13 protein-coding genes are annotated in these 13,026 nt (G+C 66.8%); 1 reads left to right on the forward strand and 12 read right to left on the reverse strand.

Annotated elements, in window-relative coordinates; all coding sequences use genetic code 11:
* Window positions 1–162 precede the first annotated feature (162 nt).
* The 12 genes from GD1_RS04105 to GD1_RS04160 all read right to left on the reverse strand — a co-directional run bounded on the left by GD1_RS04105 (window position 163) and on the right by GD1_RS04160 (window position 12,445).
* On the reverse strand, window positions 163–1,272 hold the full coding sequence (locus GD1_RS04105) for a polyhydroxyalkanoate synthase family protein (RefSeq protein WP_059035845.1): 1,110 nt from the start codon (window positions 1,270–1,272) through the stop codon (window positions 163–165).
* 55 nt (window positions 1,273–1,327) lie between these two features.
* A complete protein-coding gene (locus GD1_RS04110) occupies window positions 1,328–2,032 on the reverse strand; it encodes a GntR family transcriptional regulator (RefSeq protein ID WP_053778400.1) in 705 nt (234 codons plus the stop codon).
* A 196-nt stretch (window positions 2,033–2,228) separates the two neighbouring features.
* Window positions 2,229–3,143, reverse strand: coding sequence for an oxygenase MpaB family protein (locus GD1_RS04115; RefSeq protein ID WP_059035847.1), 915 nt, complete (start codon window positions 3,141–3,143; stop codon window positions 2,229–2,231).
* 42 nt (window positions 3,144–3,185) lie between these two features.
* Entirely contained in the window at window positions 3,186–3,863 is a 678-nt protein-coding gene (locus GD1_RS04120) for an Rv1363c family protein (protein ID WP_083533847.1), read from the reverse strand.
* On the reverse strand, window positions 3,853–5,109 hold the full coding sequence (locus GD1_RS04125) for an MlaD family protein (RefSeq protein ID WP_059035849.1): 1,257 nt from the start codon (window positions 5,107–5,109) through the stop codon (window positions 3,853–3,855). Before GD1_RS04125 ends, GD1_RS04120 begins: the two co-directional genes overlap by 11 nt.
* Window position 5,110: 1 nt before the next feature.
* Window positions 5,111–6,208 carry an MCE family protein gene (locus GD1_RS04130; RefSeq protein ID WP_059035851.1) on the reverse strand — a complete coding sequence of 366 codons (1,098 nt, stop codon included), beginning with the start codon at window positions 6,206–6,208 and terminating at the stop codon, window positions 5,111–5,113.
* Entirely contained in the window at window positions 6,208–7,356 is a 1,149-nt protein-coding gene (locus GD1_RS04135; protein WP_174519006.1) for an MCE family protein, read from the reverse strand. The genes GD1_RS04130 and GD1_RS04135 overlap by 1 nt, the downstream gene beginning before the upstream one ends.
* Complete coding sequence (locus tag GD1_RS04140) at window positions 7,356–8,399, reverse strand: MlaD family protein (RefSeq protein ID WP_059035853.1); 1,044 nt, start codon at window positions 8,397–8,399, stop codon at window positions 7,356–7,358. The genes GD1_RS04135 and GD1_RS04140 overlap by 1 nt, the downstream gene beginning before the upstream one ends.
* 6 nt (window positions 8,400–8,405) lie before the next feature.
* Window positions 8,406–9,428 (reverse strand): MlaD family protein, encoded by a 1,023-nt coding sequence (locus GD1_RS04145; protein WP_020789638.1) that lies wholly within the window; start codon window positions 9,426–9,428, stop codon window positions 8,406–8,408.
* Entirely contained in the window at window positions 9,425–10,774 is a 1,350-nt protein-coding gene (locus GD1_RS04150) for an MCE family protein (RefSeq protein ID WP_059035855.1), read from the reverse strand. Before GD1_RS04150 ends, GD1_RS04145 begins: the two co-directional genes overlap by 4 nt.
* A 1-nt stretch (window position 10,775) precedes the next feature.
* Window positions 10,776–11,636 carry an MlaE family ABC transporter permease gene (locus GD1_RS04155; protein WP_059035857.1) on the reverse strand — a complete coding sequence of 287 codons (861 nt, stop codon included), beginning with the start codon at window positions 11,634–11,636 and terminating at the stop codon, window positions 10,776–10,778.
* Complete coding sequence (locus tag GD1_RS04160; RefSeq protein ID WP_020789640.1) at window positions 11,636–12,445, reverse strand: MlaE family ABC transporter permease; 810 nt, start codon at window positions 12,443–12,445, stop codon at window positions 11,636–11,638. Before GD1_RS04160 ends, GD1_RS04155 begins: the two co-directional genes overlap by 1 nt.
* A gap of 172 nt (window positions 12,446–12,617) precedes the next feature.
* Between GD1_RS04160 and GD1_RS04165 the strand changes: the two genes are divergently transcribed.
* A complete protein-coding gene (locus GD1_RS04165; protein WP_059035859.1) occupies window positions 12,618–13,022 on the forward strand; it encodes a hypothetical protein in 405 nt (134 codons plus the stop codon).
* The last annotated feature ends 4 nt before the right edge of the window (window positions 13,023–13,026 follow it).

The following is a 13,026-nucleotide window of genomic DNA, read 5'->3' on the forward strand; positions in this document are numbered from 1 at the left end:
TCGTCGCTGCGCTCCCCATCGGCTCAACCATCAACGCTAGTTGCTCATTGATCCGGGACCGAGTCGAAACCCCGTGAGACAAAAGACAACCCACGCTCCACCATGGATGATCGAGCCGGGACCGAGCCCCAAAGGCGACGTCGGCAGGTGCCTCGAACGTCGTCACCGTGCGTCGAGGTCTCCCAGGAATGTCTCCACCCGCGGCCAGGTCTCGGCGCTCGCTACGTCACCGGCGATCAGCCCGAGGTGGCTGGTCTCGACGGTGGTGAAGTGCACCTCGGCGTCGGCCAGGATGTCGACGCCGTGCCGGGCGGCGGCCCAACTGGTGATCGCATCGCGATGGCTGCCGAACAGTTGCACCGGTAGCGCGATCGATGTCAGATCCACGCACCGACCGTCGAAATCCACCACCCCGGTGGCCAGTTCACCGCGGTAGACGAAGTTCTCCCACATCTGCAACGACACCTTGCCGGGATAGCCGGGCATCGAGTTCTGGAAGCGGTCGATCACCTGCATCCGCCCGAGCGCCTCGACGTCGCCGGCGTTACGTGCGATATACGCCGGCTTCTTGAGCTCCCGCTGCCAGGCGGTACCGCGATAGGCGATGCGCACCAGCGGCGCCGGAATACCCGCCAGCACATGCAATGCGCCCGTGACGAGTTTGCCTCCGGTCGGTGCCATGAGCTTCTTGACCAGTGGATACGGCTGGACGGCATCGTAGTCCAGCGGGGTGCCGATCGCGGTGATCGACCGGATGGGCAGATCGGGATGTGCGGCCGCGGTCAGCAGCGCGACGGTGCCGCCGAGGCTCCACGCGACCACATCGACCGAACCGGAACCGTCACGGTCGGCACCGGCATGATCGGCGAGCACCCGTCCGACGGCCTCGGGCACGATGTCGTCGAAGTAGTCGGCGAACCCCAGATGCCGGTCGGACCGGTCGACGTCACCGAAGTCGACGACGTAGGGCACCCGGCCGGCGGCGAGCAGTTCGGCCACCACCGACTGACCGGGACCGAGGTCGTAGCAGCGGGCGGGCACCGCCAGCGGCGGCACGAGCAGGACCGGGGGCCGGCCCGCCGCGCGGGCGGCACGCCGGTCCTCGAGGTCGCCGTAACGGCGCAACATACGGTGCTCGCCGGTGTGCAGCACCGTGTGCGGTGTCTCGACGTCGGGCTGCACCTGATGCCCGCCGAGCAGTCGCAGCACCATCCGCGCGCCGTCGAGGCGCGAACCGGCGGCAGCCGTCGTGGTGGCCGGGGAGTTCGACATGCGACTGGATCTTACTCGACGGTCAGGAAGCGGTGGCGCCCAGGAATCCCTACCACTAGGACGCATGGACGCGCTGGGCGTCGGAGTCGGGCTCATCCCAGAAACCGATGTCATCGAGACTCCGGATCAGGCGATCCCGCGCATCGGCGAACCGTGCCTGGATCTCCCCGCGAATCGCCTCGGCGTCACCGTCACGCAGGAATCCGATCAGCCGACGGTGACTCGCCACGGCCTGACGGCCCCACTCCGGGTCCTGCGCATACAGCTGATGCGGCGAGTACTTGTTGGCCGAGAAGAGGAACCACGCGAGCTTCTTGCTGTGGCCCATCAGGTTGACCCGACGGTGGAACGCGAACTCACGGTCGAGGACCCGCTCGGGAATCCCGGCGTCGACCGCCGTATCGAGTTCGTCGACGATCTCGGCGAGTTCGGTCAGTGCCCGCGGCAGGTCCGGGTCGGCGGTGGCGTGCACCGCCAGCCGTGACGACAACTCCGCCTGCATCCAGAAGATGTCGACGATGTCACCACGCTCGAGGCTCTCCACGATGAACCCGCGGTGCGGCGACGATCGCACCAGGCCCTCGCCCCGCAGCGTCACCAATGCTTCCCGGACCGGGGTCACACTGCAGCCGAGCGCCGACGCCGTCTCGTCGAGCCGGATGAACTCGCCGGGCCGGATGTCGCCGGTCATGATGCGGGTACGCAAATGATCGGCCACCTCGTCGGTGAGCTGTCGGCGACCGAGTCGCACAGCAGCCATCGTCGGTTCTCCTCTCTTCATCCCCGACCGACTTGACGTAACCGTCCGACCGCCTGTCTCCGGCATCTGGTCCCACGACCGGTCCGGAGTGCCGGCGGGCACGCACGATATGTCAACCGTACGGCGCGAACGGCCTTCTCATACCGCCGGATGCGATCTTCGATGGCCAGACCCACCAGGCCCCGATGCGGAGCACTCAAATCATCGGCCTGTCGTGCTTGATCCGATGCCGCAGATCCCGCATCAGCCAGCGGCTGCCACCGAAGCGGATCGACTTGGGCAGGAACTTGTTGACGATCGAGACGAAGGTGAACAGATGCTCGAATCGACGCCGGTCGTCGGTGGTCCACTCGAGCCCGAGCTGATCGCGGAACAGCGGTGGCAGGAATCCGATGGTGAGGAATCGGAGCAGGTTCACGAACGGCAGCCGGATCAGCGGGTTGATCATCTTCAGGTCCACCAGGTCGTTGAGGAACTCGCAGGTGGTGTCGTCGATGACGATCCGCTGGCTCGCCACATTCCAGTAGTGGTCGAACTCCTTGCGGCTGCGCGGCCACATGTCGTCGGGGACCTGCAGGGTGGTGCCGAGTGTCTTGGACGACTGGTAGAACTCCTCGGCCTCTTCCTCGTCCATCACCCCGTGCAGCAGCTGATGAGAGTCCTCGATGCCGATGAACAGGCATGCGGCGACCCACATCTGCAGTTCCCGGTTGAAGGCGTTGTACTTGACCGGGCTGCGCTCGTCGGAGCGGACGTGCCGGTGTGCGGAGTTCACCGCCTCCCGGAACGCGGTGCGTTCCTCCTCGGTGCCGAGGATCGCCACCGCCAGATACTGGGTGGTGGTGCGGGCACGCTTCCACGGGTGATGCATCAGCGAGCCGGACTCCACCTTGGACTCCATCACGCCGTAGGCCACCTCGGGCCAGCCGAGTTGCATGACGACGTTGGCCGCGGCCCCGGCGAACGACCAGAAGTCCAGCGCCTCCTGGACTCGCGCCGGCTTCCGCAGGCTCGTCACCCGGCGTTTGCGGGTGGTGATCTTGATTCTCGTCTGGGCCGTGGTCAATTCGGCCTTCGTCGTGTCCAGCGGGGGGAGGTAGCCGGCGGCCATGACTGCACCTTCTCGAGTCGGGATGATGGATTGTGCTGTGGATCAGATGGTCTCGACGTTGTCGACGAGCCAGTGGTCACCGGAGCGCTGCAGGGTCACCAGCATCCGGTAGGGCTGCTTCTTGCCGTCGGGGGCCACCACGTTGCGGGCCTCCTGGTCGACGAACAGCAGCACGGTGGCCTTGGTGGGGTCGATCTGTTCGATCGCGGCGTGCGGGACGGTGGCGGTGGCCTCGCCCTTGCCGTTGGTGACGATCTCGGTGAGGGCGCCGACCATCTCGCTGTACTTGGCGGCGAAGTTCTCCGTCGACATCGCCGCGATCGCGTCCTTGTTCTTGTTCAGGTCGCGGTAGTCGAAGCTGGACAGCTTGATCGCGTAGTCGCGGGCGGTGTCGACCGCCTGCGTACGCATCTCGGCGCTCACCGCCCCGGAATCGGCGTCGGTGCGGGACTGCACACCGAAGTATCCGGCCGCGCCGACCGCGGCGACGAGCAGCACCGCGAGGATCGCGATCACCCACGTCGTCGACGGTCGACGGGGCTTGGTGCGCACGACGGTCGACGACGCGGCCGACGACTCCTCGCTGGTATCGGTGACATCCGCGGTGTCGGCATCGCTGGTGTCGACACCGCTGGTGTCGGCATCGGCCGTGTCGATACCGGTGTCGGCGATATCAGCGATGTCGGTGATATCGGCGGTGTCGGTGAGGTCAGTTGCCATGGGATTGTGCCCTTTCCAGTAGCTCTCGCCACCACTCGAGGAGTTCGGCGCCGTTGGGGATCAGTAGCGGGTCGGTGACCGCGGGTGGACCCGACACCCCGCCGGGGGAGGTCCAGTTCTGGGTGCCCAGGTCGTCGGGCCGCGGCGCATTGACCGCCCCGCGCTGCCCGTACCCGTTGCCCGGCGGGCAGTATCGGGTCAGATTGGGATCGCTCGGGGTGAGATCCCCGATGGCCCTTCGCGGTTCGTCGTAGAACATGCAGACCGGACCCTGGGTTCCGATCAGCGCGAAGTCGGCGCGGCCGTTCTTGACGATCGACCGCAGATCCTTCAGCCCTTGCGGGATGGTCTGCAGGCCCGTGGCCAGCGATGCCGACCGGTCGCTGATGACGGGTTCCACGGCAACCAGGTTGGCCAGCACGCCACCGAAGGTGCCGCGGTATTTGTCGAAGACCTGCTGGGCGTGGTCGAGTGCCCGCGGTGACCGGTCGAGCAGATAGACGAACACCGGCTGGTTGGCGTCGAGCTGATCGGTGAACGTGGCGACCGATCGCATCCCCTTCTCGAACGACACGGTGTTGTCGCTCATCGCACCCAGGACGTCGAGCCAGTCGCCCATCAGTCCCTGCAGGATCGGGGCATTGCGGCTCACCAGATCCGAGAGTGCCAGTCCGTTGGAGATCAAGGTGCTCAACGATTCCTGGTCGTCGCCGAACGCCTTGTACAGCTCGTTGCCGACGGTGGCGATGTTGCCCGGGCCGATGCTGCCGACGATCTTCGCGGCCTGCACGATGATCTTGTCCATCTGCATCGGTTGCCTGTCGGCGGGCGCGGCGATGGAGTCACCGTCGGTCAGATAGGGGGCATCGTCGTTCGCCGGGACGATGTCGACGGACTGGATGCCGGCCATCGTGGCCATGCTGACCTGCATGTAGGCGTCGTGCGGGATGCGGGTGTCACCCCGCACCACCAACTCGATCTCCGCACCCCGGCCGTCGGCGGCCAGGGTCACGTCGCTGACGGTGCCGATGTCGACCCCGCGCAGCGTCACGCCGGTTCCGCTGGAGAGCCCGAAGGCGTCGTCCATCCGCGCGTGCAAGGTGATCTTGGAGCCGAATCCCTCTGGGCCCGCGACGAAGTTGATCCCGTAGGGGATCACGATGGCCGCGATGAGCAGGAAGATGGCGAACTGGACGGAACCGGTGGGCAGGGTGAACCGCTTCTTGCCGGTGGCGGTGCGGGCCATGTCAGCGACCTCCCCGTCGGGTACCGGCAGCGGGTGCGCCCTGCCCGGCGGCCGAGGCCAGTCCGCCGGTCAGCGCATCCCGGAGGTCCTTCGGTGTCGGCAACGGCTGTCCGGCGAGCAGGATGCCCCCGGTGAGGATCTTGTCGATGCCGCCGGGGATGTCGAGTGCGCCGTCGAACACCAGGTAGTCGCCCCGGATCGACCGGTTGAAGTTCGTCATGAAGGAGTTCATGTGGCCGAGGGTCTCGCCGACCCCGGAGTTGAACGACGCCAACGAGTCCACCAGGGTGTTCGCGTCGGTGACCAGTGAGTTCAGTTGCGGCTGACGGCCGGTGACGATGGCGTCGGCGCTGCGGGCCAGCGATGTGGTCTGATCCATCAGCCGCACCAGCTGTTGACGCTGCTTCGCCAGGACGGTCACCGCGGCGGGCGTCTGCGCGAGGAACTGGTCCACCAGGTTGCGCTGGCCCGCCAGGACGTCGGTGACATCTGCGGCCGCCGACATCGCGGCATTGAAATCGGCGGTGTAGTGCGATGATCGCGACAACAGCCGGTTGAGCGTGTCGATCAGGGTGCCCACCTCGTCGGAGCGGTTCTCGAAGGCCTCACCGAGACTGGCCATCACCGACTGCATCTGACTCATCCCGCTGCCCTGCAGGATGTTCCCGAGCGCGGCGAGGGTGCCCTCCACCTGCGGTCCGACGCTGGTCTCCGACAACTCGATGTGATCGCCGTCGGCCAGGCGGCCCTCGGGATGTTCCGGGGCGGTCAGCCGGATGAACGGAGTACCCAGCGCCGACGGGATCTCGACGGTGGCAAGGACATTCGCCGGGAGTTCGGTGCCGTCGTCGAGTGCGAGGGTCAGGCGGGCGTCATTCCCCTCGAGTCCGATGTCGGTGACGCGCCCCACCACCTGCTGCCCGTTGCGCACGTCCGAGCCGTCCACCACGCCGTCGGCCGTGGTCAGCTCGGCGGTCACCTCGAAGGTCCCACGTGCGCCGGCAAGCGGGATGTCCTGCAGTCCCACCGCACATCCGGACACACTCGCGACCGACGCGGCCAGCGCCAGCAGTCCGGTGGCCCATCGTGTCCGCGACATCAGTTGCCTCCCTTCGGGGGCAGTGCGCCACCGGTCACCGCGGACACGATGCCCAGCGGGTCGGAGGCGGAGATCGGGAACGAGATCGGGTTGGTCAGGCCGGCTCCGATACAGATCGGCATCGGGAACCGATCACACAGCGGCTTCAGCGTCGTGAACTGTGTCAGCGTGGTGGACACGTTGAGCCGGATCCGGCCGCGACGGTCGGGGCCGATGGTGCTCGACAGGTTCTGCATCATCAACGGCGCGAGGTCCATGAACTCGGCGAGCCCGGACTTGTTGGCCGCGAGGGTCTCGCCGAGTACCTGCAGGTTCTCCGCGACCACTCCGACGTCGTCACCGTGCTGCATGACGAACGCATTGACCTCGTCGAACACCGTCTTGAGATCGGCGATGGGAGTGGTGATGTCCTGATCGGCGGTGGCCCACTGGTTGCTCAGCACCCCCATCGAGTCGATCAACCCGTCCAGGGAGACCTGCTTGGCGTGAAAGGTCTGCATCAGCTGGTTGAGGCTGTCGATGAGGTCCTGGATGTCCTCCCCGCGCGCACCGATGATTCCCGACGCCGATGCGAGTTGTCCGACCGCCGTGTTGAATTCGGTTCCGCCACCGTCCCAGGACCGTGCGGTGCGGGACAGCAGGGAGCCGAGGTCGTCCTTCTGCGGACCGTCGGACGGTCCCATGATCTTGGTGAGCACCCCGAGGCTCTCCATCAGCTGGTCGAAGCTGATCGGCGAGTGGGTGCGATCCTGCGGAATCGTTGCGCCGTCGCCGAGTTCAGGGCCCGTGGTGTAGGCCGGACCCAGTTCGAGGTGCCGGTCGCTGATCACCGACGGGTTGAGTACGTAGGCCTGCACAGCTGCGGGTAGCCGCACGTCACCGGGGATGGTCATGGTCACCCGGACGTGGTCGCCGCGCGGTTCGACGTCGTCGATCTTGCCCACCGGCACGCCGAGCACGGTGACCTTGGAACCGGTGTAGAGACCGTTGACGAAGGCGAAGTCGGCGTGGACGGTCTTGGTGTCGGGGGTCCGGCCGAAGACATACCAGGCCCCGGCGACGAGTGCGCCGACCAACAACAGTGCGGTGAATATCTTTCCGCCATAGTGCTTTCGATGGCGGACCTCACGGACCTGACGGAATGCCATCAGCTGCACCCCCGCATCACGCCGAGCACGCAGAGCATGTTGTCGGGGATCACCGCCGACGGCGAGGCCACGTCGGCCCAGTTGCCGTTGCCGGTGGTGTCGGTGATCGTGCGCAGTGCCGGTGGCAGCTGATGCAGGATCGCGTCGATGTTGTCCACGTTGTCCTTCAGCGTCGTGGTGACCGAGACGATGTTGGTGGTCAGCTGTGCCATCGGGACCTGCGGGAAGGTGGCGGCCATCTGGCCGAGCACCAGTCGCAGATTGTCGGCCAGCCGGGTGAGTACCACCTTGCGCACCACCAGGGTCGCCACGATGGCCTGGGCACCGACCATGGCGTCGGTGATCGAATCGGTCTGTGCCGCGGTCACCGTCGCCAGTCGCTTCGACAGCGCCAGCAGCTGGTCGAGCTGCGAGCCGGTGCCGGTGATCACCGCTGCGGCGCCGGCCGCACCCCGCATCGAGTCGTTGATGGTGGCCGAGTCCGGCAGGATCGAGTTCATCGTGGACATCATGGTGCGCAGCAGCTCCGGGTCGATCTCGCCGGCCGAGTGCACCGAGGCGGCGGAGATGTCGTCGAGGCTGTACGGGGTGTCCGTGCGCGCCAACGGGATCGTGTCGTCGGGCCCCACCTGCCCCTGCCCGCCCGGGGTGATGTCGAGGTAGCGCTTGCCCAGTACGGTCCGCAGGCGGACCCCGGCGCGGGTCCGGTTGCCCAGCGGCTGGTGGTTGTCGAGCCGGAATCCGACGCGCACCCGGTCACCGGCGAGGTCGATCGATTCGATCCGGCCGGCCGGAACACCCGCAACCAGAACGGGATCGGCGGTGGTCAGCCCGGAGGCATTGGCCAGTTCGGCGGTGTAGGGCGAGGTCTTGGCGTGGTAGGTGAGCTGCGGGACACCGAGTGCGACGAGCATCAGCACCAGCAGCGTGATGATGCCCGCGGTGCCCAGGACCGCCGGGGAGGCACCCTGCGAGCGCTTGTCGGATTTGAAGACGAACTCGAGGATGCCGACGAAGACGTCGATCAGACGAACCAGGAACATCGCCGATCACCTGCACACCGGGGAGTGGGTGGGCCCGAAGATATTTGCCTCCAAGTCGAATGCCTTCAGCGTGAAGTTGCACAGGTAGAGCATCATGAAGCCGCCGTAACGGCCGGAGTCGTTGATCTTGCCCGCCATCACCGGGAACTGGTCGAGGAACTTCTCGAACTGTGCGGTCTGCGGAATCCAGCTGCCGGTGACATCGCGCAGCCCGGTGAGGGTGGACGCGAACCGGCCGTCGGCGGCGGTCATCATCTGCGCCAGCGACGAGAGTGCGCGGTCGCCGCTGTCGAGGAGGGCACCGAGTTGCCCGTCGTCGCCGACGATCGCCGAGGTCAGCTGGTTGAGGCCGGTGAACAGTTCGGTCATCTGCGGGCTGCGCCGCTCGGCGGTCTCCATCAGCACGTTGAGGTTGGTCACGAGCCGGGCGAAGATCGCCCCGTTGGCCGAGAGGTTCTCACCCATCGACGCGATCTGTGTCAGCAGCAGGTGCACCGACCCCTGTCGGCCCTCGAAGGTGTCGACGAATCCCCGGGCGAGGTCGTTGACCTGGTTCGGTTCGAGGGCGTCGAACAAGGGCTGGAAGCCGTTCATCAGTGCGGTCAGATCGATCGGTGGAGTGGTTGCGGCCAAAGGGATCTCGTTGCCGCTGCGGGCCGGTATCCGGGTGTCGGTGCTGGGGCTCAGCGCGATGTAGCGTGCCCCGAGCATGTCGCCGTAGCGGACGGCGGCCTGCACCCGTTCCGGGACGACCTGCCCCTTCTCGATCTCGACGGTCACCGATGCCTTTGCGGTTCCGTTGTCGCCGTGGACGAGTCGGATGCCGTCGACACGGCCGATCCGCACCCCGGACATCTTGACCGGATTGCCGGCGACGAGCCCTTCGGCGTCGGTGAAGTCGATGACGTAGGTGTCGGTGGCCCCGGCGACCGGCACGCGCAGGGTGTTGACCACCAGGACCGCGGCAATCAGGCCGATGATCACGAACGACGCCGCCTTGAGGACGGTCATCGGAGACAGTGTGGTCACGATGCGCTCACCTGGGCCCCTCGGACCATCGGTCCGAGCATCATGACGGTGGCCGGATTCGGCTGTCCGTCGGTCGATTCGATGGTCGTGCTGTTCCGGGTGACCATCCCCTCGAGGCCGCGCAGCGCCTCGCGCTCACCGGTGCCGTCGATCGACACCTCTCCGCCGAACGCCGACGGCGCAACGCCGGCTTGTGGTGTCGGTGTGGGTGATTGCGGGGTGCGTCGCGGCGGGTTCAGTACGGTGCCGTTGCCCGTGCCCGGGGCCCGGACCGGTCCCACGCCGCGTTCGGAGCCGGTTCCGAAGCACTGGCTGCCACGCATCGGCCCATAGGTCGGGCAGTCGGCCGCCGTGTAGGGCATCGGCTGGGCGAAGGTCGGGACCGCGGTGATGTCGAACTTCCCGGTCGAGAAGACCTGGGCGCCGGCCACGGCGAAGGCGTCGGCCTCACGCAGCGTCGTCGAGATCCCGGCCGGGTTGTCGGCCACGGTGGACAGGATCGTGCCGGTGGAGTCGATGACCCGGATCAGGTTCTGCTTCTGTGCTGCGACGAAAGGTGCTGCGGTGTCGAGGTATCCGGACGCCGCGGCGAAGAACGAGGCCAGGTTCTGCTGATGGTCGACGATGCCGCGGGAGATGTCGGTGACCGAGGCGAGGGTCTCGGTGATCGCCGGGGTGGCTCGCTCCAGCGACTCCATCACGCGGCGGAATCGTGGTGTGGCGTCGATGAACTGGTTCACCGAGTCCTCGAGCTGGCGCGACGACGCGGCCCACTGGTCGATCATCACGCCGAGGTCGCGCCCCCGCCCGCCGATCGCCTTGTTCACCGCGGCGAGCGCGACGGTCATCTTCTCCGGCTCCACCTCGGCGATCAGATCCGACATCTTGCTGAAGATGTCGTACAGGTTGACCGCGTCGGGTCCGGAGTCCACCGCGACCGCGTCACCGTCGGAGAGCGCCGACCCCTGCTCACGTCCCGGAATGGGGACGAGCTGGACGTAGATGTCGCCGAAGAACGTTCGCGGCAGTACGCGCATGATCACCCCGGCCGGGATCGATCCGATCACCGACTTCTCGATGGTCATCCCGACCTCGGAGGAATCCCGGCCGGCGTCGACGGACGAGATCTGCCCCACCTTGACCCCGTGGTAGCGCACCGGGGCTCCGGGTGAGATCAGTCCGGCCGCCACCGGGACCTCGGCATGGATCACCGGATCGTTGCTGGTCAGCCCCGTACTGCGGCCCACCATCCACACCGCGAACACGGCGATCACGATCAGCGCGCCGGCGGCCCGGACGATGTACCCGAACTTCGACACCGGATTCCCCGGCAGCATCGTCGACATCTCAGATCCCCATTCCCGGGACCTGCGGGACCAGGCCCCACAGTCCGAAGGTGAAGATCACGTCGAAGATGCCGATCGCGAGGATCGAGGTGCGCAGGGCCCGGCCGGCCGCCTGCCCCACCCCTTCGGGGCCGCCACTGGCGAAGTACCCGTAGGAGCAGTGCACGAGGGTGACGATGGCCGCGAAGACCACCGCCTTGGTCGCGGAGTACACCAGGTCGGCCGGGGTGAGCGCGAGGTGGAAGAAGTAGTCGTAGGTGCCCGACGACTCGCCGTTGTACCAGACCACCACCAGGCGGGTGGCGATGTAGCTCGACAGCAGGCCGATCATGTAGATCGGCAGGATGCAGACCATCGCGGCGATCATCCGGGTGGTGGCGAGGAACGGGATGGAGCGGATGGCCATCACGTCGAGGGCGGCGATCTCGTCGGAGATCCGCATGGCCCCGATCTGGGCGGTGAACCCGGTACCGACCTTGGCGGCCAGGGCGATCGCCACCACCACCGGCGCCAGTTCGCGGGTGTTGGCGATGGCCGAGAGCATGCCCGACAGGTTGGTCATGCCCACCAGCTGGAGGCCGCGATAGGTCTCCACGCCGAGCATCATCGCCGCGGCCAGCGACATGGCCAGCACGATGCCCATGGTGCCGCCGCCGGAGAGCAGCGACTTGTTACCGAAGGTCACCTCGGCGATCTGGGCGAGGACGTGTTTGCGGTAGTGCACCAGGGTGTAGGGCACCGCGGCGACGGCGCGGAGCACAAAGGTGACGTATTCACCCAGGCGGACAAAGCCGTTGACGAAGTCGTTGATGCGCCGGCGCGAGCGGACGCGGACGCGGTAGGTGAGGTCGAGCGCAACCATCAGTAGGCCCCCACTGCCGGAACGATCACCGAATAGAGCTGTGAGAGAACCGTGTTGAAGATGAACACCAGGGCAAAGGCCACCACCACGGCCTCGTTCACCGCGTCGGCCACCCCTCGTGGTCCACCACGAGCGTGTAATCCCTTGAAGCAGGCCACGATCGTGGAGAGCAGGGCGAACATCGCCGCCTTGATCAAGGCCATCACGAAGTCGGAGGTGCGGCCGTACTGACTGAAGGTGGCCATGAACGCGCCGGCCGGAAGGTGCTGTACGTAGACGTGATAGAGGTAGCAGGCACCCACGCCGACGACGGTGATCAGCGAGCACAGCACCACGGAGACGATGATCGCGGCGGCGATTCGAGGGGCCACGAGACGCTCGATCACGTTGAGTCCCATGACCTCCATCGCGTCGACCTCCTCGCGGATCTTGCGGGAGCCGAGGTCGGTACAGATCGCCGAGCCGGCGACACCGGCCATCATCAGGGCGCTCACGAGTGCCGAGGCCTGCCCGACGATGATGAAGGCGACCACCGCTCCCGAGTAGCCGCCGGCACCGATCCGGCCCGCCAGTTCACCGACCGACACCGCGATGAACACACCCACCGGCAGCATCAGCAGGAGTGAGGGACCGGTACTGACCCGACCGATGAACACGGTCTGGTTGACGGTCTCGGTGATCGAGAGCCGGAAGCGGCAGAGGGCGACGACGAGCGCGCCGATCGACTGGAGCGCAAAACCCAGTGTGTGTCCGGCCTCGTTGGCCAGGTCACGAAGCGGCCCCTTGGCTGCGGGCAACTCGAACGCCATACGACCCCCCGGTGCGGCGCGCGTCGGCGGGCAGGCCCACCGCCGAGGCGGTGGGCACCACACCCGACAACGCATGTGATCCAGATCTCGAACTGTCGGACCGACGCTAACATACTTCATATATGAAATGTGAAACATTGTTTGTCCCGCCTTCCGAAGGAGTCGAGTACCGATGCGTCGTAACGCCGTGATCACCGCCCTGACCTGCACCGTCGCCGTCACATCGGCCATCACGGGAGCCGTTGCCGGCACCGGTCCGGCAGGTGCCGCCGCCATCCCCACGCTGGCCGTGGCCCAGTCGGGAACCACCGACTGGCAGCTCACCTACAGCCCCGGCAGCGCGCCCCGATCCGCTCCCGACTGCACCGTGACCCTGGGATCGAAGGTCCTCGCCCGCCACACCGCCACCCGCACGCTGACCGTCCGCGGCAACACCGTGCGGCCCGGCCGGTATCCGGTCCGGGTGCGCTGCGGAACCGGGTGGAGCCCGGTGATCTGGCTGTACGCCCCGCGCGGCCAGATCAACGACATCGGCACGTGGGCGTCCAACACCACCGCCGGTTCACTCGGCATCTGAACGG

This window comes from Gordonia desulfuricans NBRC 100010 (assembly GCF_001485495.1).
In the GTDB taxonomy this organism is placed as follows: Bacteria; Actinomycetota; Actinomycetes; order Mycobacteriales; family Mycobacteriaceae; genus Gordonia; species Gordonia desulfuricans.